The organism is Burkholderia sp. M6-3, from assembly GCF_050858985.1.
Taxonomy (GTDB): Bacteria; Pseudomonadota; Gammaproteobacteria; order Burkholderiales; family Burkholderiaceae; genus Paraburkholderia; species Paraburkholderia caledonica.
This window is the reverse complement of sequence record NZ_CP110090.1, coordinates 3,554,768-3,579,549: the sequence shown is the minus strand read 5'-3', so window position 1 is coordinate 3,579,549 and position 24,782 is coordinate 3,554,768. Positions and strand designations below refer to the sequence as shown.

Below are 24,782 nucleotides of genomic sequence, written 5' to 3'. Positions count from 1 at the left end.
CAACATTCAGCGCATGCGCGAGGCGAACAACGCGCCTGCGATCAGCGCGACGCCGCCAACAATCGCGAGCGTCTGCCACGGATTTTCATGCACATAGTCGTCCGCGTCCGAGAGCGCTACATTCGCGCGTTCGCGTACGGCCTCGCGCGTGTCGTTCATGCGGGCGCGGGCGTTGTCGAGCTGCTTGCGCAGTTTGCCGCGCAGCGCTACTGCATCGGCCTGGGTTCCTTCGGCCAGCGTGGATTCGAGCTCCGACATTAGCGTGCGAAGTTCGCCAGCAATGTCTTCAGCCGCGTCGCGGCTGTGGCGCGCAATACGCCGCGCGCGGCGGCTCGTGCTGGTCCAGGATTCGCCGAGGGCATCTCGCGTATTCGGAAGTGCTGTCATAGTCGCTCCGTCGATGAGGGTAAAAAAGGCCCACGTTCACGGTTACGCTTAAACCACATCGCAACGCAGGAAACACCAGCAGGACGCAACTTCGGTGCCAAACCCAAATGCCCGGCGCACGGTGCCGCCGGGCGAAAATCGTCAGCAGATATTGCACGAAGCACAACGCTTGCGGGTCAGTTTTACAAACACACCCGGGCTGCGACGCGCTGCATCGGTAAAGGCGGCGCGCGGCTGTCCTGGCGGCACAAAATAAAAAACGCCGCCATTGGATAAATGACGGCGTTGTTCAAGCCCCGCGAATTCGACTACCCTAAACCACAGCGTTCCACGCGTGAGGAACGGTGTTACAAGCCGTGTTAGAAGCGGTAACCGATGTTGACGTAGGTAACGATCGGGTTCAGCTTGATCTTGGTCTGCGACTGCACATTGAGCGTGCCGACCGGCGTCTGCGCCTGCGTGTTCAGTTTTGCCGTGGTGCTGAGCGGCAGGTACGACACCGACACGCCCGCGAACCAGTGCTGATTGAACGCGTAAGTGAAACCCGCATTAAACACCGGCTCCCACGAACTATCCGTAGTGACGCTGGTCGGACCATGCAGGACGTTCGCCTGGAATGCTCCGTTGGTGATCTTCTCGTCGGTGAACCAGATACGGCTCACGCCGATACCGAGATACGGACGGAATGTGGCAGTGGGAGCGTTGAAGTAGTACTTGAACAGCAGCGTTGGGCTCCACTGCTTTGCCTGACCCAGCTTACCGAATTGTTCGAGGCTACCGGTGCCGTTCAGGTCGAACGAAGGCGGGTAGCCAATCACGAATTCGGTGGCGATGTGATCGGTAATGAAGTAACCGGCGGTCACGCCAATGGTGTCGGCCGAACTCAGTGAGGCTCCGGTATTGGCTTCTGTGATGTTGGTCGGGCTGCCGCCAATGCTCGTTACTTGCAGGGGCTGGCTACTCGATTGAGGCGCAAGATGGAACCACCCTGTTGAGACGAAAAAACTACCGGCCGATTGCGCGTGTGCTGCTGTTGTCATGCTGGCTAGCACCGCGATCCCCGTTACGGCCTGTTTTAATTTCATATGTGCTCCTCCAAAAAAGGCCCGCTCATTATGACCACAACGTTTGAAACTAACCATACGCGCCGGTTAGAGTTTTCTCCCTAAGCCGGGCGCGCTTCCTGGCCTGGCCGCGCCGCGTCGAACCTCCGGCGCATGCGGCTCCTCGGACCTTCGGGTATGTACCAACGCGACTATCGGATACTTCAGCATGGCACGGCTTGCACGTCTTTATGTTCCTGACCAGCCGCAGCACGTCATCCTCCGCGGACTCGATCAGCAGCCTGCGTTCGTCGACGACCAGGACTACGAACTCTTCATCGACTGTATGAAAGCGGCTTCGCGCGATCATCACTTATCGATCCACGCTTATGCGTTGATGCCGGGCGCGGTCCAACTGCTCGTGACTCCAACGGAGGAGTCGAGCCTGCCGAAAGCGATGCAGGCGGTCGGGCGCCGCTATGTGGCGCACTTTAACCGCCGTTACGCGCGACGCGGCACGTTATGGGAAGGTCGTTATCGCGCGACGGTGATCGAGGGCGAGCGGTATTTTCTGCTTGCGAGCCGCGTCGTCGAAATGTGCCCGGTGCGCATGCAGCTCGCGAGCGCGCCAGAAGACTACCGCTGGTCGAGCTACCGTCATCACATCGGTCTCACGCTCGACAGCCTGATCACCGACCATCCGCTCTACTGGTCACTCGGCAACACGCCGTTCGAAAGGCAGCGCGCGTACCGCGAGTTGTGCGAGCAGCCGCTCGACGAACGAGAGGCAAGCCAGCTTCAGCAGGCCACGCTAAAAGGCTGGGTGCTCGGCAGCGACACGTACCGTGAATGGGCGGCCCGGGCGGCGAACCGGCGCGTATCGCCGCTGCCCCGTGGGCGGCCTCGCAAGGTCCGGGAGACCCCGCAGGCGCAATAAGCGAATCGAATCAATTGTTTGTCTTTCAAACGGCATCACGACATGCCGTTTTATTTTCCCCATATTTGATATGGAACCAATAAAAAATACCCGCAATGCACCAAACTGATAATTAGGGATCGACCATAACGTTTTATTTGCTATTCCGTTGATTCGTCGCGTATATTCCGAATTCCGGCGTTTTTGAACTGCGTACGTTGCAGCGTCGAAGGCGTCTCAGCCGTTGCGGGTGTGCACGTGCGGCAATAGAAAAACGGTTTAACGGCCTGTCGGCCCCTCACAGACGGTGTCCCCATGAACGATCGCCAGCAACCGGTTCACCCGGTTCCCGCCGCCCAAGGGTTGTACGACCCGCAAAACGAACACGACGCCTGCGGCGTCGGCTTCGTCGCTCACATCAAGGGCAAGAAGAGCCACGAGATCATCGAGCAAGGCCTGAAGATTCTCGAGAACCTCGATCACCGGGGCGCCGTCGGCGCAGATCCGTTGATGGGCGACGGTGCCGGCATCCTGATTCAGATTCCGGACGGTTTCTATCGCGAGGAAATGGCCAAGCAGGGCGTGACGTTGCCGCCGTTCGGCGAATACGGCGTCGGCATGGTGTTTCTGCCGAAGGAACACGCGTCGCGGCTTGCCTGCGAACAGGAGCTGGAGCGCACGGTGAAGGCCGAGGGCCAGGTGGTGCTCGGCTGGCGCGACGTGCCGGTCGACCATACCATGCCGATTTCGCCGACCGTCAAGGCGAGCGAGCCGCTGATCCGCCAGATCTTCATTGGTCGCGGCAAGGACATCATGGTGACCGACGCGCTGGAGCGGAAGCTTTACGTGATCCGCAAGACCGCGAGCCACCGCATTCAGGCGCTCAAGCTCAAGCACGGCAAGGAATATTTCGTGCCGTCCATGTCGGCACGTACCGTCGTCTATAAGGGGCTGCTGCTGGCGGGTCAGGTCGGCGTGTACTACCGCGACCTGCAGGACGAGCGCACCGTTTCGGCGCTCGCGCTCGTGCACCAGCGCTTTTCGACCAACACGTTCCCCGCCTGGGAACTGGCCCACCCGTACCGGATGATCGCCCACAACGGCGAAATCAACACGGTGAAGGGCAACGTCAACTGGCTGAACGCGCGTACCGGCGCAATCGCGTCGCACGTGCTTGGCGACGATTTGCCGAAGCTGTGGCCGCTGATCTATCCGGGCCAATCGGACACCGCCTCGTTCGACAACTGTCTCGAACTGCTGGTGATGGCCGGCTACCCGCTCGTCCACGCAATGATGATGATGATCCCGGAAGCCTGGGAACAGCACACGCTGATGGACGACAACCGCCGCGCGTTCTACGAATACCATGCCGCGATGATGGAGCCGTGGGACGGCCCCGCTGCGATCGCGTTCACCGACGGCCGTCAGATCGGCGCGACGCTCGACCGTAACGGGCTGCGTCCGGCGCGCTACATCGTGACCGACGACGACCTCGTCATCATGGCGTCGGAAGCGGGCACGCTGCCTATCCCTGAGTCGAAGATCGTCAAGAAGTGGCGTCTGCAGCCGGGCAAGATGTTCCTGATCGACATGGAACACGGCCGCATCATCGACGACAAGGAACTGAAGGACAACCTCGCGAACGCCAAGCCGTACAAGAGCTGGATCGACGCTGTGCGCATCAAGCTCGACGAGATCGAGCCGAAGGCCGAAGACGTCGCGACCGAGCGCCGCGAAGCCGCTGCTTTGCTGGATCGCCAGCAGGCGTTCGGCTACACGCAGGAAGACCTCAAGTTCCTGATGGCGCCGATGGCGCAAGCCGGCGAAGAAGCGGTCGGCTCCATGGGCAACGACTCGCCGCTCGCGGTCATGTCCAACAAGAACAAGACGCTCTATCACTACTTCAAGCAACTGTTCGCGCAGGTCACGAACCCGCCGATCGACCCGATCCGTGAAAACATGGTGATGTCGCTCGTGTCGTTCGTCGGACCGAAGCCGAACCTGCTCGACACCAACAACATCAACCCGCCGATGCGTCTCGAAGTGTCGCAGCCTGTGCTCGACTTCAAGGACATCGCGAAAATCCGCGCGATCGATCAGTACACGGGCGGCAAGTTCAGCTCGTACGAACTGAACATCTGCTATCCGGTCGCGTGGGGCAAGGAAGGCATCGAGGCGCGTCTCGCGTCGCTGTGCGCGGAAGCCGTCGACGCCGTCAAGTCCGGCTACAACATGCTGATCGTGTCCGACCGCAAGACCGACCGCGACAACGTCGCGATTCCGGCGCTGCTCGCCACGGCGGCCATTCACACGCACCTCGTGCAGCAAGGCTTGCGTACCAGCACGGGTCTCGTCGTCGAAACCGGCTCCGCGCGCGAAACGCACCACTTCGCGCTGCTGGCCGGCTACGGCGCGGAAGCCGTGCACCCGTACCTGGCGATGGAAACGCTCGGCCAGCTCGCAGCCGGCCTGAAGGGCGACCTGTCGCCGGAAAAGGCGGTCTACAACTTCACGAAGGCAGTCGGCAAGGGCTTGCAGAAAGTCATGTCGAAGATGGGCATTTCGACCTACATGTCATACACCGGCGCGCAGATTTTCGAAGCAGTCGGCCTTGCTGAAGATCTTGTGCAAAAGTACTTCAAGGGCACTTCGTCGAAGGTCGGCGGCATTGGTCTCTTCGACGTTGCGGAAGAAGCGATCCGTCTGCACCGCGACGCGTTCGGCGACAACCCGATCCTCGCGAACATGCTCGACGCAGGCGGCGAATACGCGTACCGCGTGCGCGGCGAAGAACACATGTGGACGCCGGATGCGATCGCCAAGCTGCAACACTCGGCGCGCAGCAATTCGTATCAGACGTACAAGGAATACGCGCATCTGATCAACGACCAGACCAAGCGTCACATGACCTTCCGCGGTCTGTTCGAATTCAAGCTCGACCCGACCAAGGCGATTCCCCTCGACGAGGTGGAACCGGCGAAGGAAATTGTCAAGCGTTTTGCCACCGGTGCAATGTCGCTCGGCTCGATCAGCACGGAAGCGCACGCCACGCTGGCGGTCGCGATGAACCGCATTGGTGGCAAGTCGAACACCGGCGAAGGCGGCGAGGACGAAAACCGCTATCGCAACGAACTGCGCGGCATTCCAATCAAGAACGGCGACACGATGAAGTCCGTGATCGGCGATGAGGTGATTGTCGACATCCCGTTGAAGGAAGGCGATTCGCTGCGCTCGAAGATCAAGCAGGTCGCGTCGGGCCGTTTCGGCGTGACGGCGGAATACCTCGCCTCGGCCGATCAGATCCAGATCAAGATGGCGCAGGGCGCGAAGCCGGGCGAAGGCGGCCAGTTGCCGGGCCACAAAGTGTCCGAGTACATCGGCAAGCTGCGTTACTCGGTGCCGGGTGTCGGTCTCATTTCGCCGCCGCCGCACCACGACATCTACTCGATCGAAGATCTGGCGCAGCTCATTCACGACCTGAAGAACGCGAATCCGGCGGCTAGCGTGTCGGTGAAGCTGGTGTCGGAATCCGGTGTCGGCACGGTCGCAGCGGGCGTCGCCAAGGCGAAGGCCGACCACGTCGTGATCGCAGGCCACGACGGCGGCACCGGCGCGTCGCCGCTGTCGTCGGTCAAGCATGCCGGCACGCCGTGGGAACTCGGCCTCGCCGAAACGCAGCAGACACTGGTTCTCAACCAGTTGCGCGGACGTATCCGCGTGCAGGCCGACGGTCAGATGAAGACCGGCCGCGACGTCGTGATCGGCGCGCTGCTCGGCGCCGACGAGTTCGGCTTTGCGACGGCGCCGCTCGTCGTCGAAGGCTGCATCATGATGCGCAAGTGCCACCTGAACACCTGCCCGGTCGGCGTCGCGACGCAAGACCCGGTGCTGCGGGCCAAGTTCAAGGGCCAGCCGGAACACGTCGTCAACTTCTTCTTCTTTGTTGCGGAAGAAGCGCGCGAAATCATGGCGCAACTGGGTATTCGCAAGTTCGACGACCTGATCGGTCACGCCGAATTGCTCGACACGAAGAAGGGCATCGAGCATTGGAAGGCGAAGGGTCTCGACTTCTCGCGCGTGTTCTATCTGCCGCAAGTGCCGGCTGAAGTCGCGCGCAAGCATGTGGAAGACCAGGACCACGGTCTGGACCGCGCGCTCGACCACACGCTGATCGAAAAAGCGAAGGCGGCCATCGAGAACGGCGAGCACGTCTCGTTCATCCAGCCGGTGCGCAACGTCAATCGTACGGTCGGCGCGATGCTGTCCGGCACGATCGCGAAGAAGTACGGCCACGACGGCTTGCCCGACGACACCATTCACATCCAGTTGAAGGGTACTGCGGGTCAGAGCTTCGGCGCGTTCCTCGCGAAGGGCATCACGCTGGATCTGGTCGGCGACGGCAACGACTACGTCGGCAAAGGCTTGTCGGGCGGGCGCATCATCATCCGTCCCACGAACGATTTCCGCGGCAAGTCGGAAGAGAACATCATCTGCGGCAACACGGTGATGTATGGCGCGATCGAAGGCGAATCGTTCTTCCGCGGCGTGGCTGGCGAGCGATTCTGCGTGCGTAACTCGGGTGCGACGGCGGTTGTCGAAGGCACGGGCGACCACGGCTGCGAATACATGACGGGCGGCACGGTCATCGTGCTCGGCGAAACCGGCCGTAACTTCGCGGCCGGCATGTCGGGCGGCATCGCCTACGTGTACGACCCGGACAACACGTTCGCGGGTAAGTGCAACAAGTCGATGGTTGCGCTCGAGCCGGTTCTGCAGCAGGCCGAACAGGAGCGCACCGTCGACAAAAGCCTGTGGCACGCCGGCGCGACCGACGAAGCGCTGCTCAAGGGTCTCATCGAACGTCACTTCCAGTTCACGGGCTCGCCGCGTGCAAAAGCGCTGCTCGAAAACTGGGACGCGTCGCGCCGTCAATTCGTGAAGGTGTTCCCGACCGAGTACAAGCGCGCGCTGGGCGAAATGGCAGCGAAGAAGGCGAATAAAGAAGTTCTCGCCGCCTGAGCGCAGACCGCTCGACTGCTTTCGCACAGAGACGTCACCTTTAGCCGTACCTGCCGCGCGCGACCCTTCAACGGCGCGCTGCGGCGGGTTCAGATCACCCCCTAGATACAGATAGAGAAGAGAACCACATGGGCAAGGCAACCGGTTTTCTCGAGTTCGAGCGCCGCCACGAGGCGTATGAAGCTCCGCTCACACGCGTGAAGCACTACAAGGAATTCGTCGCGGCACTCACCGACGACGAAGCGAAGGTTCAAGGCGCACGTTGCATGGACTGCGGCATTCCGTTCTGCAACAACGGCTGCCCGGTGAACAACATCATTCCGGACTTCAACGACCTGGTGTTCCAACAGGACTGGAAGACGGCGATCGAGGTGTTGCACTCCACGAACAACTTCCCGGAGTTCACGGGCCGCATCTGCCCGGCGCCGTGCGAAGCGGCATGCACGCTCGGCATCAACGACGACCCTGTCGGCATCAAGTCGATCGAACACGCAATCATCGACAAGGCATGGGCCGAAGGCTGGGTCGCGCCGCAGCCGCCGAAGCACAGGACCGGCAAGAAGGTTGCCGTGGTCGGTTCCGGTCCTGCCGGTCTGGCGGTCGCTCAGCAACTCGCGCGCGCCGGTCACGATGTGACGGTGTTCGAGAAGAACGACCGCATTGGCGGTCTGCTGCGCTATGGCATTCCCGACTTCAAGCTGGAGAAGTGGCTGATCGATCGCCGTATGCGCCAGATGGAAGCCGAAGGCGTGACGTTCCGCGCCAACGTGTTCGTCGGTAAGGCCGATTCGCTGCCGGCCTACATCGGCAATACAGCAAAGGAAACCATCACGCCGGACCAGTTGAAGGAAGACTTCGACGCGGTCGTGGTAGCCGGCGGTTCGGAAACGCCGCGCGATCTGGCGGTGCCGGGCCGCGAACTGGAAGGCATCCATTACGCGATGGAATTCCTGCCGCAGCAGAACAAGGTCAATGCCGGCGACAAAGTCCCGAACCAGTTACTCGCGAAGGGCAAGCACGTCGTCGTGATCGGCGGCGGCGATACCGGTTCGGACTGCGTGGGCACGTCGAACCGTCACGGCGCGAAAAGTGTCACGCAATTCGAACTGCTGCCCCAACCGCCGGAAGAAGAGAACAAGCCGCTCGTGTGGCCGTACTGGCCGATCAAGCTGCGCACGTCGTCGTCGCATGAGGAAGGCTGTTCGCGCGATTGGGCTGTCGCGACCAAGCGCCTCGAAGGCAAGAACGGCAAAGTCGAGAAGTTGATCGCGGCGCGCGTCGAATGGAAGGACGGCAAGATGGTCGAAGTGCCGGGCTCCGAGTTCGAAATGAAGGCCGACCTGGTGCTCCTCGCCATGGGCTTCACGCAGCCGGTATCGCCTGTGCTGGAAGCCTTCGGCGTCGACAAGGACGCGCGCGGTAACGTGCGGGCCACCACCGAAGGTGACAAGGCGTACTACACGTCGGTGGACAAGGTGTTCACTGCCGGCGATATGCGCCGCGGCCAGTCGCTCGTGGTGTGGGCGATTCGCGAAGGCCGTCAGTGCGCACGTTCGGTCGATGCTTTCCTGATGGGGCATTCGGACCTGCCGCGCTAAACGTCGCTGCTGGTTTGCCGCAACGGCGTCGTCCGTTAAGCGGTGCACGAAGCGGCACGTCAGAAGGCACATCAATGCGATAAAACAGAGCCGGGCACCCGACAGGGTGACCCGGTTTTTTCATATGTGCTGCTTGTGATTCAGCCCGCCGCGTCACTTCCCATAACGCGCCAACGTAAGCCCGTCGAGATCGATCTCCGGCTTGCGCCGCGTGATCAGATCGGCGACCACCCGCGCCGAGCCCATCGACATCGCCCAGCCCGTCGAGCCGTGCCCCAGGTTGAGCCACAAATTGTCGATGCCCGAAGGTCCGAGCAGTGGTGCGCCGTCGGGCGTCATCGGGCGGCGACCCACCCAGAAGTGTGCGGACGTCGGCGCGGCGGCATGCGGAAACCAGTCATCCAGCACTTTCATCAGCGTTTGTAGCGCCTGCTCGCGCAGCGTGGTCTGCCGGTTGCCCAACTCGGCCGTGCCCGCCACCCGCAGGTTGTTGCCAAAGCGCGTGATGGCTGTCTTGAGCGACTCGTCCATGAGCGCGGCCCGTGGGGCTTTCTCATCATCGATCACGGGCAGCGTTGCCGAATACCCCTTCACCGGATAGAGCGGCACCTTCACGCCGAGCGGTGCAAGCAGCGCCGCACTGTCGACGCCCAGCGCCACCACGACGCTATCGGCCTGTACGATTTCAGCGGCGCCATTTGCACCGTTTGCACCGTTTGCACCGTCCGGTCGTCCACCGGCTTCACTTTCCACACGCACACCGCGGACCGCACCGCCTTGCACGTCGAGCGATGTCACGCGCGTGTCGAAGCGAAACTGCACGCCGTGGCGCTCGCAGATAGCTCGTAATTCGCGCGTGAAGCGGGCGCAGTCGCCGGCTTCGTCGTCGGGAAGATGAATGCCCGAGACCGGACTCGCGCGCGCCCAGCGCAAACCCGGCTCGATATCGACGCATTGCGCGGGGTTCACTTCCCGATATGCGATGCCCGCGTCGCGCAGCACAGCCAGCGCCGGTTGCGCGAGTTCGACGTCGTACTCGCTGCGAAAGAGTTGCAGATACCCTTGGCTGCGCCCGTAATCAAACGGATGACGGCTGCGGAATTCGTGCAGGCAGTCCCGGCTGTAATAGGCGATGCGCTGCATCCGCTGCTTGTTGACGCGAAAGCGTTCGAGGTCGCATTCGCGCAACCAGCGCGCGATCCAGCGCCATTGAGCCGGGTCGAGGGTAGGACGGAAGATGAGCGGCGACGCTGGCTTGAACAGGTACTTGAGGATCTTGGCCGGCATGCCCGGCGCGGCCCACGGCGTCACGTAGCCGGGCGCGATCACGCCCGCGTTGCCGAAACTCGTGGCGAGCGCGACGTCCGGCTCCCGCTCGATCACCGTGACCTCGCAGCCTTGCTGGCGCAGGTAGAAAGCGGTAGCGACGCCGATCACGCCGCCTCCCAGAACAATCGTTTTCATGTGCTTAGACGGCAGGAATCAGCGGGCAGAAATCAGCGGCAGAAATCAACGACAAAGTCAGGCGGCAGGACTGGCCGTGCCGAGCACCTTGCCCTTGGTTTCTGGCAGACACACCGCGGCGACGATCACGAGCAGATAACCCGCACCGGCGACGATGCCCATTGCCTTCACCAGAGACATGCCCTGCGAAAGTGTGCCGACGAGGATCGGAAAGAACGAGCCGAAGCCGCGCCCAAGGTTGTAGCAGAAGCCTTGCCCGGAGCCGCGAATCGCATTGGGATAAAGCTCCGACAAATAGGCGCCCACACCCGCGAAAATCCCTTGCACGACTATGCCGAGTGGAAATCCGAGCGCAAGCATCATGCCGTCGGTGATCGGCAGCATCGTGTAGACCATGCCGAGCACGAACGAGCCGATCGCGAACAGAATGAAGGACGCGCGGCGTCCGATCTTGTCGCACAAGATCGCGCCCACGATATAACCGGTGAACGAGCCGACGATCAGCACGATCAGATAGCCGCTCGTGTTGAACACGGACAGATGACGCACGGTCTTCAGATAGGTGGGCAGCCACGTGGTGATCGCGTAATAACCGCCGAGCATGCCGGTGCACAACGCGCTGCCAAGTAGTGTGATGCGCAAGTGCGGCCCCGAGAAAATCTGCAGGAAATGCGCAGTTTCGAAGCCGGTCTCACGTGCACGGCGTGTCTGCAGATAGATGTCGGGGTCGCTGACGTTGCGGCGAATGTAGATGATCCAGGCCGCGGGCAGCAGACCGATCCAGAAGCACGCACGCCACGCATACTGTTCAGGCAGCAACGCAAAAAATGCCCAGTAGACGATCGCCGCCGCTGCCCAGCCGAACGACCAGCTGCTTTGCACGGTGCCCACGGCTTTCGCGCGATGCTGCGGCGAGCGGATCGTCTCGGCCATCATGATCGTCACGACCGACCATTCACCGCCGAAGCCGATTCCTTGCAGGGTGCGTGTGGCGAGCAACTGCCAGAATGAATGCGTGAAGCCCGACAGAAACGTGAATAGCGCGAAGGTGGCGATCGTCCATTGAAGCACGCGGATGCGGCCGTACCGATCGGCCAGAATGCCGGCAAGCCAGCCGCCCAACGCCGACGAGATGAGCGAACTCGTGGCGATCATGCCCGCTTCGCTTTTGGTCATGCCCCACGTCGCGATCAGCGTCGGAATGAGGAACGAGTAGATCATGAAATCGAACGCATCGACCGCATAGCCGCCGAAACCGGCGTAAAGGGTGCGGCGTTCCCGCTGCGTCAGTTCGGTGAACCATTGGAGAGAGGGCATGTTTGTTGTGTTCTCCTGGTTTTTTGTGTGCCGGCGGCTCGTGGGAGGTGTTTCTATTCTACGGGGACGAGGCAACATGCGGCCAGTTGTGGTCAAAAATGGCAGCGAACATCGCAGCGATCATGGCAGCAAAGGGTAAGCAGTAGATAACAGACGAGATGCGTGAGAAACGGATCGGGTGAACGCACGCCGGACGGCATACCGGCCGATGCATGCAAGAGGGCGAAAGCTCGCAAAAGCCGTTGCTTACGAACTAATACGCCGTAACCAAAAAGATAATGAACGCCGTTACACTGCGCACGCAGCGCATTGGCTGCACATTATTCGCTCACACTCGCGCCCGCTACATCTCATCGCCTAATGTCCGCCACCGCGAAAATCTGCCCGGAACCTTGCCGCCACTTTGCGCGCGTGGCCGTGCCCGCGCGCCAACTTGCCGCGAGCGGGTCGCGCAGGACGTTCCTGAAGGGTTCCGCAAGCGTGCTGCTGGCGTCCGGTATCGGCGGTTCGCTGCTCTCCGCGTGCGGCGGCGGCAACCTGGAAAGCGAGCAGGGCGAGACGCCGCGACTGGCCTCGGTCGACAATTTCCGCGATGTCGCGGGCGCAGCCGCAGGTTATCCAACTGCCGACGGCAAAACGATGCGTCGAGGCGTGTTCTTCCGCGCGAACGTGCTCGCGCTCAGCGTGGCTGACCGGACCGAAATCGAAAGTCTCGGCATTGCCAGCATCTTCGATTTGCGCACGCCAGGCGAGATCGAGCGGACGGCCGATATCCTGCCGCGTGCCACCGTATCGCAGACGTTGAATGTACTTGGCGCTCGCGACTTCATCACGCCCGCCTTCAATTCTGCGGGCGGCGCGACGGCGTTCATGGAGTCCGAGGCTCGCGCCTATGTAACCGGCGCCGCGCAGCGGGCGAACTACGGGGCGCTGCTCCGTCAGCTGGCCGATGGCGCGGGCGCGCAGCTGTTCCATTCGAACGCCGGTAAGGATCGCGCGGGTTGGGTTGCCGCGTTGTTGCAGAGCATTGCTAACGTGCCGCTCGACGTCATCATGCAGGACTACCTGCTGAGCAACGTCTATCGTGCACAGGCGATCAGGTCGCAGAAGGAAACTTTGCGTGCGCAGGAGGGCGATGCGCTCGCCGCGATCCAGGAGCCCTTGCTCGGCGTTCAGGAAAGCTATCTGCAGGCGGGCTTCGATCAGGTGCAGGCAAGCTACGGCACGATGACGCGCTATCTGACCGAAGGCCTTGGCGTGTCGGAGTCGGCTATCGAGAGTTTGCGCAGCCGGCTTGTCGTTTGAAGAGCGCAGGGAAAGTCATTCGCTGGAGCCGGACGAATCCGCGCATGGAACCCGCGTATAAACCGTGGGAAAAAAAATCCGCCCCGAACAAGCGGGCGGACTGAGAAGGGCGGCATCGAGGTTGCCGGGGCCGACTATACGGCCGCCGGCCACGCGATAAGCGATCCGGTAAGGTGACGTAAGCGGACCGGTCGCGGCGCTCATTCGCGGCAACAGCTAGCGCCTTATGCGGTCGCGGCAGACGCAGCCGGTAATTCGATACACACCTCCAGGCCGCCCTGCGCGTGATTGCGTACATGGCAACGTCCGCCGCGATCGTGCGCAAGCCGCGCGACGATTGCAAGGCCGAGGCCGCAATGGCCTTCGCCGCCCCGCGCGGCGTCGAGCCGCACGAACGGTTTCATCGCCGCGGCAATGCGCTCGTCGGGAATGCCCGCGCCATGGTCGCGCACCTTGATGAGCCAACACCCGTCGCCGCGTTCGGTGGCGATGTCGACCGGCGGCGCGCCATGTTCCAAAGCGTTGTCGACGAGGTTCGTCACGAGCCGGTCAAGCAGCGTGCGCGGCAGCTTGAACGCCGGGCCAGCGCGCAGATGGAGCGCGAAGAGCGGCGTCTCCCCGGCGCTGGAAGTGCTGTCCATGCCGTCGCCGCTGTCCGTTTGTTCGGCGAAGCCGTCGCTCGCGGAAAACTGTTCGCGCAGGAACTCGTCGACCTCTACTGCAGGCCCCGCGTCGGCGGATTGACCGGCAAATTCGAGAAACTGCTGGACGATGTTCGTCAGCGAGTCGACATCGCGTATCAAGCCCGCACGTTCGCTTTCTTCTACCAGAACGCTCGCGCGTAACTTCAGGCGCGTGAGCGGCGCTTTCAGGTCGTGCGCGACACCGGCGAGCATGACGGCCTGATCGTCGCCGGCTTCGTTCAGGCGCCGCATCATGTCGTTGAACGAGCCGATCAGATCGCGCAGTTCGCGCGGACCTTGCACTGTGACGGGTTGTGGCCGGACGCCTGAACCGAACTCACGCGCGGCATCGGCGACGCGCGACAGCGGTCGCTGCATCTGCCAGACCGCGAACAGCGACAGGATGAGCGCGGCGGCCAGCATTGAAACGGATTCGATCAGAAAGCGCGGCGGCGGTGGAAGGTCGACCGGTAGCACTACCCAGTTCGACTTGCCGGGAAACAACACCCAAAGTTGCGGCGGACGCAGGTCGTCGACGGCGATCTTCGTGCCGGGCGGGAGGTCGTCGCGCAGGCGTCGCGCCAGGTCGGCGACGAGACGTTCCGTCGGTTCGTGCAGATGGATGCTCGGCGGCATGTTCCAGGTCGGAACGAGATGCACGCGCATGGCGGGCGCGAGGGCGGCGCCCTTGATCGGCTCACCGTTGATCGCCTGCAGCACCAGCACGAGCCCGCGCGCAAAGCCGTCGACTTCATGACGCGGCGGCTGCATCACCACGAGAACGAACCAGCCGGCCTGAATCGCGAAGAGCACCGCCGTCGAAAGCAACGCCATTCTGCCGAACAGCGTGTTCAGCGGGTTTCTCATGCGTTCGAGGCGGCCTCGTCGGAGAACGGTGTGCCGTCTGCGTCGGGCACGAAGACGTAACCCTTGCCGCGCACTGTTTGCACATAGCACGGATTGGACGGATCGTCCTCGATCACGCGGCGCAGCCGCCAGATCGGCACATCAAGACTGCGGTCGCGGAATGCGAGATTGTCTCGATGCACGAGGTCGTGAATCAGCACGCGCGACAACACCTTATAGGGATTGTTCACGAAGATCTTCAGCAGCGCGAACTCACTGTCGCGCAACGGGAGCTTCGAGTCCGCACGCGAAAGCGAGCGCGTGGCGAAGTCCAGTTCGAACGGACCGAACTTGTACGGTTTGCGCGCTTCGGGTGCACTGGTAGTCGAAGGGCCGCGGCGGCGCAGAACGGTGTGGATGCGCGCGAGCAATTCACGCGGATCGAAGGGCTTGGTCAGATAGTCGTCTGCTCCGAGCGAGAGCCCGACTATGCGGTCCGCCACCGTGCCGCGCGCCGTGACGAAGATCACCGGAATGTCGTCACCGGCGGCGCGCAGCGCGGTGAGCGCGCGTAGGCCGTCGGTGTTCGGCATCATGATGTCGAGTACGACAACCGATGGCCGTTCGCGCTCGAGCCTGCGCTGGAGATGGGTGCCGTCATGCAGCACCGACGCGTCGAAGCCGTTCGACTGCAAGAACTTGCAAAGCAGATCGCGTACGACCGGATCGTCGTCGACGATAAGGACCTGTGGATTCATGGCGAAATTCTAGACTGACGCGCGCAACGCGCGGCCGACTGTTTTCTTACCAATGCTTACCCGGCGCTGCGCGGAATCGACGCGTTGGCGCGTAAGTCCCGTCACCCAAGGCACACAGCATATTTCACCGCTGCCATATTTGGCAACGCGGTTGCCAACGCGGTGACTCTGCGATGACCACGCGATGACCACGCGATGACCACGCGGCCGCCAACGTCGCGCATCGCGTCGAACGGCTTTCTCATGCCGCAGGCCGCTTTCCGGAAACAGTTTGCGCACACCGGGAAGTAGTGGCAATCGTTCGAAACCGGTCGTAAGAACCGCCGGAAAGCGCGTCTTTCTTCGTGCATCGCCACGGCCCCGGCGGCGCGAAGATTCGTCCTGCAATACGTAGCGCCACACGCCGCAAATGCTTAACGGCCCTGTCCGGCATAGACGGCGCAAGACCGACATTCCGCCAAACCATGCGAGGCTCATCATGACCGTTCCAGGCAACCTCAGTTCCACCCACTTCTCTGCAGTCGCGCCCACCAAAACGACGGAAAAGCCCACGTCTGCAGGCAATTCCGCAAGTATCGGCGGCGCGGCGCAAGCCAAGGCTTCCGCAACGCAGCCGCAGCCTTCGGCGCCCGCGGGCCTCGTCGGTCACCACGTCAACACGACGGCCTGATCTGCCGAGGCCCGCGTGTCGACTCCGAAAATCGTTGAGCGTTTCGTCCGCGCCGCTGTGTGGCTCGCGCTCGGCGCGGTGCTGTTGCCGCTCGGCGGCTGTGCCGTTGCCGCGCTGCCCTGCCGGCTCACTTCAGCCACGCTGAAAATCATCCCGGTCGTCGGCCATGCGGCGGCCAGCCCGTTCGACATGTGTTCATCCGCGATCGACTGAATCATGACTCCCCAACGGATTGCCTGCGCGTTGGCGCTCGTTTGCAGCACGTTTTCGCTGGCTGTGCCGGCGCAACCGGCGGCGCGCGAAGCCAGCGCGGCGGCTCCTGCGTCGAAGGACGCTTTGGCCGACGCGCGGCGGCGCGCGCAGGACACACCGTTCGCCTTCCGCGGCATTGCGCTTGGCATCACGCTCGACGAATTCCGCGCGGGCTCGAAGGTGCGCGCGACGCCGATCGGCAGCGTGCCGGTCTGCGAGACGGATGTGCAGGCGGGCGTGCTCGGCATGCGGCTGAAGTCGCACGAGAGTTTGACGGTCGCGTGCCGCTGGGCACATCGCGACGACAACGGTTGGGCGCTGTCGCAAGCGGTGGTCGATGGCGCGCCGGCGTCCGAGCACGTGCTGCGCTTCGCGCGTATCGGGGGACGAAGCGAAAGCAGGACCGAAACGCAGCGCGAAGAACAAAGCGCGCTGCGTCTGTACGAAATCTCATTCGTGATCGACGAAGTCACTGCCGAGGACTTGCGCGAGGCGCTAGCGGAGCGCTATGGCCCGCCGCGTCACGCGACTCAGAACGTGACGGCGCCAGGCGCGCTGCCGGTCTACGTATGGGAGAACGCGGTGAGTTCGATCACGTTGTGTTTTTTGCCCGGCACTCGCAACGGCACGCTGACTTACCTGCTCAAGGGTTCCGACGCGTGGGTCAAGTCGGTAGTGCGGCAGTGGCAGGCAAGCGATGCGGAAGCCGGTTGAGGCGCCATGCGCCCTTGACAGCCAATCCACTCGAAGATGAGGCCGATCAGGCCAGGGAGTAAAACAATGCCTAAGCTTCGTTTTTCCGCGGCGATGTGCGCGGTGGTGGGTCTATCGGCTTGCTCCAGCGGACAGAAGTCAATCGTCGAAACGCCGATGGCGCCGCCGCTCGTGTCCGCGCCGCTGAACGTCAACACGCAGGGCGCGATCTACCAGGCCGGCACGCTGATGGTGCTGTACGAGACGCCGCGCGCGCAGCACATTGGCGACGTGCTCACGATTCGCCTGTCGGAGTCATATAGCGGCAACAATAGTTCGACTGCAGCGGCAAGCCGTGCAAGCAGCATCACTGCGGATGCCGCCGATCATTCGACCGGAGCCGCCGCCCGGCTCGCAAGACTCTTCAACGTCGGTTCAGCAAGCACCGAGTTCAAAGGGCAGGGCAGCCTGACCGACGCGAGCGGCATGACCGGCACGCTCGCCGTCACGGTGATCGGCACGATGCCCACGGGCAACCTGGTCGTGTCCGGTGAAAAAATCATTTCGATGAGCGGCAACCGTGACCGGCTGCGACTGTCGGGCGTCATCAATCCTAAGGATATCGAAGCAGGTAACTACGTGGCTTCCAGCAAGGTCGCAAATGCACGCATCGAACAGGCGGGCGTGGGGATGCTCCCCGATGCGACCACCATGGGTTGGCTGCAACGAATGTTTCTTAGCGTGCTGACTTTTTGAAGTGGGCGCGACGCAACGCGGCGGGCTGTATTTGCGCCGCCTCTCTGTTATGTCCGCGTCGTGCTTGAGTCTAACCTCGTGTCGCTGCGGCGCTTGTCACGCTTACTGTGAAAGCGCAGTTGGGCCGCGCTCAGCCGCGCCGATCTCGCCGTCCGGGACGAACACGTAGCCGCGCCCCCACACCGTTTGCACATAGCGCGGCTCTGACGGATCGACCTCGATCAGACGGCGCAAGCGCCAGATCGACACATCGAGACTGCGGTTGCGATGCGCCTCGCTATTGCCGTGCAGTTTTTCGAGCAGCTGCGCGCGCGTGAGCACTGTCATCGCGTGCGTGACGAACACTTTCAGCATCGCGAATTCGCTCGAACGCAGCGTGATGCGCTCGCCGTCGAGGCGCAGTTCGCGCGCCGGGAAGTTGACTTCGAAGCGGCCAAAGCGATACGGCGCGCGCTGTTCCGGTGCGCTCGGCGCAACCGAGCCGCGACGCCGCAGCACCGTGCGAATTCGCGCCACCAGTTCACTCGGTTCGAACGGCTTGCCGAGGTAATCGTCCGCGCCGAGTTCCAGACCGATCACGCGGTCGATCGGATCCGCGCGCGCAGTGAGAAGGATCACGGGAATATCGTCGCCCGCGACGCGCAACGCGCGCAGCGCGCTGATGCCGTCGAGCTCGGGCATCATGATGTCGAGCACGATCAGCGCCGGGCGCTCGTCCTGAAGCTTGCGCTGCAGTGCCATGCCATGCTCGAGCGTGGCGACCTTGAAGCCGCGCCCTTCCAGATACTGGCTGACGAGCTCACGTACGACGGGGTCGTCGTCGACGACCAGAATGGATTGGTTCATTCAGATCATCTTAGTGATCGGCGCGAGCGCAGCAAAGCGGTTGATGCTTTCCAAACCTTTCCTGAGTAAGACAAACAGTGCGCGAGCAATGAGCGCTGTTCAATTGACCTGCGAGGTCTGAACTGTTTGCAGCGTCTGGCGGCTGAAGTCGGTCTGATCGACGACCATCTTGTCGATGAGGCCATTGAGCTTGGTCGACGCCGAAGAGAAACGGTCGGTGTTCAGGCCGCCCGTCTGATAGCGCGCGGTGACGAGGACGCGACCGCTCTGCACGAGCGTCAAGTCGATGATCGACAGGTACTGGATCGACTCGTCGCTGAACGAACGGCGGCCATAGTCGATCGCGGCGTTGTAGACGAGGCGCGCCTCGCAGCCGGCGGGCGAAGTACCGGGGTTGTAGACATCCGAACGAATGCCGCGCCGATCCAGCGCGAGTTGCAGCGCCGGCACGAAGTCGCCCACCGACACCGTCTGATTCACTTCGATGCAGACATGTCGCACATCGGCGGGACGGCCGTTCACGAAGGTCGGCGACGAATAGTTGGCGGCGATCGCATAGCCGGCCTGGATCACGGAGCCGGTGGCGTCGGCTGCCTGGATCAGCGTCCACGCGCAGCCGTTCAGCCCCACCGTCAGCGTGGTGCAGGCAACGAGCTTTGCGCTCGGCCGCCGCAACCTGGTCCAGGCCGCACGAGGTGCTCGCGTGAAGGCGTTAGCGCGTGTGCCAGGCAGGAAGGTCATGAAGCAGAGCCAGATGGCGATGAGGACAGGCAACAGAGATCGACCGTCTGCGCGAGACGCAGGAAGGCGCGCATCGTCCCGACGCCTAGCGCGAGACGCGAAGACGCAATTCGTTCTGCCCTTGCACGCTCGCCGTCACGTTGACGCGTCGCTCGGCGGTCGTGACGACGAAGTGCTGGCGTGTCGGCGTATTGACGTCGTGCACGACGTTCGGAAAGCAGGCGGCGATGTCCGCGCCGATTTCTTCGAGCGGATCGTTGACCACTCCGTCGGCCTGCCAGTGCGTGCGCCAGTGGCAGTCGTACGCGTGCGCGTTGGAGCGGCAATCTTCCGCACTTGCGACGCCCGGCAGTTGTGCGGCCGGTTGCGTATGCAACTGCTTGAAGTCGGACGCCTCGACGATGTGCTTGAGCGCAGGGCACACGTCAGCCGGTTCGTTGGGCGAAGTGGTTTGTGCTGCTTGCGCGGCGCTCGCGAGCAGCATGGCCGTGCCGAGAGCAAGCGCGAGGCGGTGAGTGAAATGAGGAGAGCGGCGATCGAGTGACATGAGCGAAGAGTCCGTTAGCAGTGAATGACTGCGGGCCGCGGGGACGGCTCGCACGACTATCGTCGCTGTTGTCGGCTCTTTTCAAAGGGCGGAAAAGCTCGCTCGCTTCGCAAATGCTTTCGAACGGTTCTTTCGTGTTTCCGGATCTTGCGCGGATGTGCGCCCGCGAGACGATCGCGTCGGTGGCGTCGGTGACTCAGCCCGGTGGTTCAACCCAGGGTCAAACCGCCGTCGACGTGAATCACCTGGCCGGTGATGTGACGCGCTTCGTCGGAAAGCAAAAAGGCAATCAGTGCCGCGACATCGGCCGGCTCGGCGATGTGGCCAAGCGGCGTCGCCTCGGCCGCGTGCGTCCACACCGCGGCGTTATCGGGGCTCGGCCCGCGATCCTTGCGCGTATAGCCTGGCGCCACGCAATTCACGGTCACGCCATGCGGCGCGAGTTCGGCGGCCGCGGTTTTCGCGAGCGATTCCAGCGCCGCCTTGGCGGCAGCTGTGGCGGCGAATGGCGCGTCGGCGCGATAACGGTGTGCGACAAATGAACTGAGCGCGACCACGCGTCCGCGCCTCGATGTTTCGAGTGCCGGCGTGGCGCGTTTCACAAGCGCTGCGAACGCGGCGGGCATCGCTGCGAAGGCCGCGCCCAACGTGTCGAGGTCGAGTGTCTGCAGCGTTTGGCGCTGCGCGTGGCCTGCGTTGGCGACCAGTTGATCCAGCGCGCCAAAGGTCGCGAGCGTTTGATGCACCACATGTTCGGCTGCGCCTCGCTCAGCGAGGTCGCCGAAGACGGTGGCGCAGGCCGCCCCGTTCGCGCTGCACTCGGCGGCAACTTGCGCGAGACGCTGACGCGATTCGTGATCGGCGCCGCGTGCGTGCAACATCAGCGCAGTGCGTGGAGCGCCGATCGCGGCGCTTGTCTCCTGCGCGACCATCCGCAGGGCGGCGAGCCGTCGGGCGAGCGCGGCCCCGATGCCCGACCCCGCGCCGGTGATCAGTACGACGCGCTCGAAAGCCGCGTTGCTGCCGCTCGTCGCACCGCTGCCGGAAGTCATGCGGCGACCGCTTCGCTGGCACGCTCGACTTCGAGCGTCTCGTCATGGAACGCAGCAAGCGATTCGCGGTGCGCGACGCTGACAATCGCCGCCTTCGGCAGGCGCTCGGTGAAGAGGCGATAGAGCCGCGCTTCGTTTTCGGCGTCGAGCGCGCTCGTCGCTTCGTCGAGGAACAGGTAGTCCGGCTTGTGCAGCAGCACGCGTGCCGCGGCAAGGCGCTGTTGCTCGCCCGGCGACAACATGCGCGTCCAGTGCCCAGATTCCTGCAAACGGTCCGCGTACTGCGACAGATGGCAGGTGACGAGCGCCTCGCGGCATTCCTCGTCGGTATAAGTGTCGGCTGCCGACGGATAGGTGAGCGCAGCCTTCAGCGTGCCGATCGGCATGTAGCTGACCTGCGGGATGAACATCATGCGGGCGTTGACCGGTGCGTCTATCGAGCCGTCGCCAAATGGCCAGAGGCCGGCGAGCGCGCGCATCAGCGTGCTCTTGCCCGAGCCCGACGGGCCGCGCACGAGCCACCGTGAGCCGGGTTCGATCGCGATATCGCGGATGCGCGATAGCGGAGTGCCGTTGGGCAGCGCGAGTTTGAGGCGGTCGGTGGTGAGCGAGTCGGCGTCGACGAAATGCAGGTTGATGCCGCCGTGCGCGGTGGCCGGCGACACCGATTCCTTCAGGTGCGGCGCATGCACGACCCGCTTGAATTCGCGCAACCGGTTCACGGTCGCGCGCCACTCGACGAGTGTCGAGTAACTGTTGATGAACCACGAGAACGAATCGCTGACGGTGCCGAACGCGCTCGAAATCTGCATCAGCACGCCGAACGTGAAGGCGCCCGCGAAATAACGCGGCGCGGCCACGACGAGCGGGAAAATAATTGCGATCTGGCCATAGAAGCTGAGCACGAAGGTCAATCGCTTCGTGTACTTCATGACCTGCCACCAGTTGTCGCGAATCCGGCCGAACAGCGAATGCGCGTTTTTCTTCTCCGTGTCCATGCCGTTGTAGAACGCGATCTGCTCCGCGTTTTCGCGCAGACGGATCAGGCCGAAACGGAAATCCGCCTCGACTTTCTGTGCCTGATAGTTGATCGGCACGAGCGGGTGGCCGACTTTCTGGATCACGAGCGATCCGACCACCGCGTAAAGCGCGGCCGCCCACACCATATAGCCGGGGATCTGCAGCGGTACGCCGCCGAGCGCGATGGTCAGCGCGCCGGCGAGCGACCACAGGATCGTGATGAACGACACTAGCGTGACGACCGTGGACAGCAGATCGAGCGTGAGCGACAGCGTCGTGGTGGCGAACGACTGAAGGTCGTCGCTGATCCGCTGGTCGGGGTTGTCGGCGAGGCGGTCGCGCTCGATCCGGTAGAACGCGCTGTCGTGCAGCCACTCGTTCAGATAGCGCGTGGTGAGCCACTGACGCCAGCGGAACCCGAGCATCTGCCGCATGTAACGCCCGTAGACCGCGAGAATGATGTAGCCGAAGGCGAGGCCCGAAAACACCATCAGCAGATGCGGGAAGTCGCGCACGTTCTTGGTTTGCAGCGCGTTGTAGAAGTCGGCGCTCCAGCGGTTGAGCCGGACGTTGATCCACACGACCAGCAGATTCATCACGATGATCGCGAGAAGCAAGGCCCACGCCGTCTTGCGTTCTTCCGACACCCAGTAGGGCTTGATCAGGCTCCAGGCGGAGACTTTCTCGTCTGGCGGCAGCGCGCGGCTGGCGGATGTATTCGTTGTCATGAGCGTCCTGAGGAGTGCTGTTCCATTCGGGCCGACCCACGCAGGCCGGCCCGTTGCGAATATTCGTGCGTGTGCGGGTGGCGTCACCCGGCAAGCACCACCGGTGCGATTGCCGATTCTGGCGCGAAGCCCTTAAGCGAAAATTAATGATCGGCGCGAGTTTTCCGGCGATCGCGCCGCGGGGGTTTCGCCTGCGTCGCCGCGACTTCGCGCCGCCAGGACTCGCGTCGTGCCGCGTTCGCCGCGCCATCTCTGCTGGCATTGTGCCAGAGCGCCGCGCCGCCGATATGGGTGACGCCCAACCCGGTGCCGGATCAAGGCGCGTGCAATGCCGCGCGCCGCTCGTTTGCGAGCGCCGCGCCTTTTATGGTCTAATGACCTTCGACGAAACAGGGGTGCTTCGCACTTGAGCGGCGTGATTTTCACGCTGCGGCAGCGAGGCTGAGAGAGACCCTTTGCACCCGATCCGGGTAATACCGGCGCGGGAAGTTTCCGGAAGCAACCAGTCTTCCATTCCCCGCCGGGCGGCGTTCTTCATTGAAGCACGCTATTGCCTGGCCGGCCTTGCCCGCCGGTTTCGTCCTGGGTACGCGCTTCTTTTTGGCCGTACGGAAAGGACTCGATGACCGCCTATTCTTCAGTTATGTTTCTTGCTCCTTGTCACGTCGCCGGTGGCGTGCACTGCGTTGCCGTTGCGCGGTGCATTGGATGGGAGTGCGCACGATGAGCCGCTCTGCACAACCCGATTTCGCAGTGCTCGGCGGCGGCCTGTGCGGACGCCTCGTCGCGTGGCGGCTCGCCGGGCAAGGGCATCGCGTCGCGCTTTATGAACGCGGCGACGCAGCCGGTTCGCAAGCCGCCGCGTGGGTCGCCGCCGCGATGCTGGCGCCGCTCGCCGAAGCCGCGAGTGCCGAACTTCTGATCACGCGATTGGGCGCGACTTCGCTCGATACGTGGCCGCAAGTGCTGGCTGAACTGCCCGAACCGGTGTTCTTTCAGCGCAATGGCACGCTCGTCGTCTGGCATCACGCGGATCGCACCGAGGCGCCATTGTTCGAACGACGCGTGCGCTCGAACGCGCCGGCCGAATTGCTGGACGGCGGCTTCGTCCCGCTGGCCGGCGCCCAGCTCGGTGCAGCCGAGCCGGCGCTGGCGGGACGCTTTAGTCAAGGGTGGCTCCTGCCGCGCGAGGGCCAGCTCGATAACCGCCAGGTGCTTCGCGCGCTTGCAGCGGGGCTTGCGCAACGCGGCGTTCAGACTCACTGGAATACACCTGTTAGCGACGCTGCGCTGCCGCCCGCTCGCGTCACGATCGACTGCCGCGGCCTCGGCGCAAAAGCCGCGCTGCCAACACTGCGGGGCATTCGCGGTGAAGTCGCACGCGTGCATGCGCCAGGCATTGACCTGACGCGCCCGGTTCGGCTGCTGCATCCGCGCTATCCGCTCTACATTGCACCGAAGCAGGACAATCTCTACGTGATCGGCGCAACCGAGGTGGAAGGCGAGGACATGTCGCCCGTCAGCGTGCGTTCCGCGCTGGAGCTTCTGAGCGCTGCGTTTTCCGTGCATCCGGGCTTTGGCGAGGCGCGCATTCTGGAGTTGAATTCGCAGTGCCGCCCGACCTTGCCGGATCATCGGCCGGCATTGCTGTGGGACGGCGCGCAGACGCTACGGGTGAACGGCCTTTACCGGCACGGCTACATGATCGTGCCCGAAGTCGCCGACGAAGCCGTGCGCTTCGCGTCGGCGCTGCTGGAGGGGCGCATCGGCAACGCCGACGCATTCGCGGACTGGCAGCGCGGCGCGCGCTGGAGCGAGCTTTTCCAGCACGATTGTGCGCGGGAGCCGGCATGAGCGCCGAACCGTGCAGCAGTGCCGTTAGCACGCTTGTGCTTTAGCCATCGACTGAACCGTATTCGAACATCATGGACATTCACATCAACCAGAAGCCGCTGTCGCTGCCAGAAGGCGCGACTGTCGCCGATGCGCTCGCTGCCTACGGCGCGCGGCCGCCGTTCGCCGTCGCGCTCAACGGCGATTTCGTCGCACGCACGCAGCACGCGGCGCGCGCGCTGCAACCGGGCGACAAGCTCGATGTCGTGCAACCCGTGGCCGGCGGCTAAGCCGCCACGCATTGCAGG

The 24,782-nt window shown here is 63.2% G+C and carries 21 protein-coding genes and 1 riboswitch; of the genes, 10 read left to right on the top strand and 11 right to left on the bottom strand.

The genetic code is table 11. The features are described 5' to 3' along the window. Positions 1-6: 6 nt before the first annotated feature. Both OH764_RS15655 and OH764_RS15650 read right to left on the bottom strand, forming a co-directional pair. The gene (locus tag OH764_RS15655) at positions 7-387 is read right to left on the bottom strand and encodes an ElaB/YgaM/YqjD family protein (protein WP_020070608.1); all 381 of its coding nucleotides are present in this window, start codon (positions 385-387) and stop codon (positions 7-9) included. 359 nt (positions 388-746) lie between these two features. Then, positions 747-1,472, bottom strand: coding sequence for an OmpW/AlkL family protein (locus OH764_RS15650; RefSeq protein ID WP_498847387.1), 726 nt, complete (start codon positions 1,470-1,472; stop codon positions 747-749). Between the two features lie 187 nt (positions 1,473-1,659). Here OH764_RS15650 and OH764_RS15645 point away from each other — a divergent pair, with 187 nt between their 5' ends. The 3 genes from OH764_RS15645 to OH764_RS15635 all read left to right on the top strand — a co-directional run bounded on the left by OH764_RS15645 (position 1,660) and on the right by OH764_RS15635 (position 8,963). Beyond that, positions 1,660-2,367 (top strand): transposase, encoded by a 708-nt coding sequence (locus OH764_RS15645; protein ID WP_020070611.1) that lies wholly within the window; start codon positions 1,660-1,662, stop codon positions 2,365-2,367. A gap of 294 nt (positions 2,368-2,661) precedes the next feature. Further along, positions 2,662-7,365 carry a glutamate synthase family protein gene (locus OH764_RS15640; protein WP_498847386.1) on the top strand — a complete coding sequence of 1,568 codons (4,704 nt, stop codon included), beginning with the start codon at positions 2,662-2,664 and terminating at the stop codon, positions 7,363-7,365. Between the two features lie 128 nt (positions 7,366-7,493). Further along, on the top strand, positions 7,494-8,963 hold the full coding sequence (locus OH764_RS15635; RefSeq protein WP_498847385.1) for a glutamate synthase subunit beta: 1,470 nt from the start codon (positions 7,494-7,496) through the stop codon (positions 8,961-8,963). A 153-nt stretch (positions 8,964-9,116) separates the two neighbouring features. Here the strand turns inward: OH764_RS15635 and OH764_RS15630 are convergent, their stop codons facing one another. Together OH764_RS15630 and OH764_RS15625 are read right to left on the bottom strand one after the other, a co-directional pair. After that, a complete protein-coding gene (locus tag OH764_RS15630; protein WP_498847384.1) occupies positions 9,117-10,427 on the bottom strand; it encodes a D-amino acid dehydrogenase in 1,311 nt (436 codons plus the stop codon). A gap of 57 nt (positions 10,428-10,484) precedes the next feature. Beyond that, entirely contained in the window at positions 10,485-11,744 is a 1,260-nt protein-coding gene (locus OH764_RS15625; RefSeq protein WP_498847383.1) for an MFS transporter, read from the bottom strand. Between the two features lie 360 nt (positions 11,745-12,104). Here OH764_RS15625 and OH764_RS15620 point away from each other — a divergent pair, with 360 nt between their 5' ends. Further along, the gene (locus OH764_RS15620; RefSeq protein ID WP_498847382.1) at positions 12,105-13,049 is read left to right on the top strand and encodes a tyrosine-protein phosphatase; all 945 of its coding nucleotides are present in this window, start codon (positions 12,105-12,107) and stop codon (positions 13,047-13,049) included. Between the two features lie 224 nt (positions 13,050-13,273). Here OH764_RS15620 and OH764_RS15615 read toward each other — a convergent pair whose 3' ends face one another. Further along, positions 13,274-14,599, bottom strand: a complete 1,326-nt coding sequence (locus OH764_RS15615) for a two-component system sensor histidine kinase family protein (RefSeq protein WP_498847381.1) — start codon at positions 14,597-14,599, stop codon at positions 13,274-13,276. Beyond that, positions 14,596-15,336 (bottom strand): response regulator, encoded by a 741-nt coding sequence (locus tag OH764_RS15610; RefSeq protein WP_020070618.1) that lies wholly within the window; start codon positions 15,334-15,336, stop codon positions 14,596-14,598. Before OH764_RS15610 ends, OH764_RS15615 begins: the two co-directional genes overlap by 4 nt. Before the next feature lie 478 nt (positions 15,337-15,814). On the opposite strand from OH764_RS15610, the gene OH764_RS15605 reads away from it, so the two are divergent. From OH764_RS15605 to OH764_RS15590, 4 genes are all read left to right on the top strand, one after another. Continuing rightward, positions 15,815-16,006, top strand: coding sequence for a hypothetical protein (locus OH764_RS15605; protein WP_498847380.1), 192 nt, complete (start codon positions 15,815-15,817; stop codon positions 16,004-16,006). A gap of 15 nt (positions 16,007-16,021) precedes the next feature. After that, a complete protein-coding gene (locus OH764_RS15600) occupies positions 16,022-16,219 on the top strand; it encodes a DUF6726 family protein (protein WP_498847379.1) in 198 nt (65 codons plus the stop codon). Positions 16,220-16,222: 3 nt separating this feature from the next. Further along, complete coding sequence (locus OH764_RS15595; RefSeq protein ID WP_498847378.1) at positions 16,223-16,972, top strand: hypothetical protein; 750 nt, start codon at positions 16,223-16,225, stop codon at positions 16,970-16,972. A 66-nt stretch (positions 16,973-17,038) separates the two neighbouring features. Then, positions 17,039-17,707: a flagellar basal body L-ring protein FlgH gene (locus OH764_RS15590; RefSeq protein WP_498847377.1), complete on the top strand. Its 669-nt coding sequence runs from the start codon at positions 17,039-17,041 to the stop codon at positions 17,705-17,707. Between the two features lie 102 nt (positions 17,708-17,809). On the opposite strand, the gene OH764_RS15585 is transcribed toward OH764_RS15590, so the two are convergent. From OH764_RS15585 to OH764_RS15565, 5 genes are all read right to left on the bottom strand, one after another. Then, the gene (locus OH764_RS15585; protein ID WP_020070623.1) at positions 17,810-18,553 is read right to left on the bottom strand and encodes a response regulator; all 744 of its coding nucleotides are present in this window, start codon (positions 18,551-18,553) and stop codon (positions 17,810-17,812) included. A gap of 99 nt (positions 18,554-18,652) precedes the next feature. Continuing rightward, positions 18,653-19,294, bottom strand: a complete 642-nt coding sequence (locus tag OH764_RS15580) for a hypothetical protein (RefSeq protein WP_498847376.1) — start codon at positions 19,292-19,294, stop codon at positions 18,653-18,655. A gap of 85 nt (positions 19,295-19,379) precedes the next feature. Further along, positions 19,380-19,841, bottom strand: coding sequence for a hypothetical protein (locus OH764_RS15575; protein ID WP_498847375.1), 462 nt, complete (start codon positions 19,839-19,841; stop codon positions 19,380-19,382). Positions 19,842-20,050: 209 nt separating this feature from the next. Then, entirely contained in the window at positions 20,051-20,893 is an 843-nt protein-coding gene (locus OH764_RS15570) for an SDR family NAD(P)-dependent oxidoreductase (RefSeq protein WP_498847374.1), read from the bottom strand. Beyond that, positions 20,890-22,641, bottom strand: coding sequence for an ABC transporter ATP-binding protein/permease (locus OH764_RS15565; protein ID WP_498847373.1), 1,752 nt, complete (start codon positions 22,639-22,641; stop codon positions 20,890-20,892). The genes OH764_RS15570 and OH764_RS15565 overlap by 4 nt, the downstream gene beginning before the upstream one ends. 381 nt (positions 22,642-23,022) lie before the next feature. After that, positions 23,023-23,146, top strand: a riboswitch (TPP riboswitch). Between the two features lie 218 nt (positions 23,147-23,364). On the opposite strand from OH764_RS15565, the gene OH764_RS15560 reads away from it, so the two are divergent. Both OH764_RS15560 and thiS read left to right on the top strand, forming a co-directional pair. Then, the gene (locus OH764_RS15560; protein ID WP_498847372.1) at positions 23,365-24,495 is read left to right on the top strand and encodes a glycine oxidase ThiO; all 1,131 of its coding nucleotides are present in this window, start codon (positions 23,365-23,367) and stop codon (positions 24,493-24,495) included. Positions 24,496-24,566: 71 nt separating this feature from the next. Next, complete coding sequence (thiS, locus tag OH764_RS15555) at positions 24,567-24,764, top strand: sulfur carrier protein ThiS (protein ID WP_006052269.1); 198 nt, start codon at positions 24,567-24,569, stop codon at positions 24,762-24,764. Positions 24,765-24,782: the final 18 nt, after the last annotated feature.

Coding starts and splice junctions, on each gene's coding strand:
- OH764_RS15650 (WP_498847387.1), bottom strand. CDS start 1,472: ATGAAATTAAAACAGGCCGTAACGGGGATCGCGGTGCTAGCCAGCATG.
- OH764_RS15655 (WP_020070608.1), bottom strand. CDS start 387: ATGACAGCACTTCCGAATACGCGAGATGCCCTCGGCGAATCCTGGACC.
- OH764_RS15640 (WP_498847386.1), top strand. CDS start 2,662: ATGAACGATCGCCAGCAACCGGTTCACCCGGTTCCCGCCGCCCAAGGG.
- OH764_RS15565 (WP_498847373.1), bottom strand. CDS start 22,641: ATGACAACGAATACATCCGCCAGCCGCGCGCTGCCGCCAGACGAGAAA.
- OH764_RS15570 (WP_498847374.1), bottom strand. CDS start 20,893: ATGACTTCCGGCAGCGGTGCGACGAGCGGCAGCAACGCGGCTTTCGAG.
- OH764_RS15625 (WP_498847383.1), bottom strand. CDS start 11,744: ATGCCCTCTCTCCAATGGTTCACCGAACTGACGCAGCGGGAACGCCGC.
- OH764_RS15595 (WP_498847378.1), top strand. CDS start 16,223: ATGACTCCCCAACGGATTGCCTGCGCGTTGGCGCTCGTTTGCAGCACG.
- OH764_RS15610 (WP_020070618.1), bottom strand. CDS start 15,336: ATGAATCCACAGGTCCTTATCGTCGACGACGATCCGGTCGTACGCGAT.
- OH764_RS15590 (WP_498847377.1), top strand. CDS start 17,039: ATGCCTAAGCTTCGTTTTTCCGCGGCGATGTGCGCGGTGGTGGGTCTA.
- OH764_RS15560 (WP_498847372.1), top strand. CDS start 23,365: ATGAGCCGCTCTGCACAACCCGATTTCGCAGTGCTCGGCGGCGGCCTG.
- OH764_RS15585 (WP_020070623.1), bottom strand. CDS start 18,553: ATGAACCAATCCATTCTGGTCGTCGACGACGACCCCGTCGTACGTGAG.
- OH764_RS15580 (WP_498847376.1), bottom strand. CDS start 19,294: ATGACCTTCCTGCCTGGCACACGCGCTAACGCCTTCACGCGAGCACCT.
- OH764_RS15575 (WP_498847375.1), bottom strand. CDS start 19,841: ATGTCACTCGATCGCCGCTCTCCTCATTTCACTCACCGCCTCGCGCTT.
- OH764_RS15635 (WP_498847385.1), top strand. CDS start 7,494: ATGGGCAAGGCAACCGGTTTTCTCGAGTTCGAGCGCCGCCACGAGGCG.
- OH764_RS15620 (WP_498847382.1), top strand. CDS start 12,105: ATGTCCGCCACCGCGAAAATCTGCCCGGAACCTTGCCGCCACTTTGCG.
- OH764_RS15630 (WP_498847384.1), bottom strand. CDS start 10,427: ATGAAAACGATTGTTCTGGGAGGCGGCGTGATCGGCGTCGCTACCGCT.
- OH764_RS15615 (WP_498847381.1), bottom strand. CDS start 14,599: ATGAGAAACCCGCTGAACACGCTGTTCGGCAGAATGGCGTTGCTTTCG.
- OH764_RS15605 (WP_498847380.1), top strand. CDS start 15,815: ATGACCGTTCCAGGCAACCTCAGTTCCACCCACTTCTCTGCAGTCGCG.
- thiS (WP_006052269.1), top strand. CDS start 24,567: ATGGACATTCACATCAACCAGAAGCCGCTGTCGCTGCCAGAAGGCGCG.
- OH764_RS15645 (WP_020070611.1), top strand. CDS start 1,660: ATGGCACGGCTTGCACGTCTTTATGTTCCTGACCAGCCGCAGCACGTC.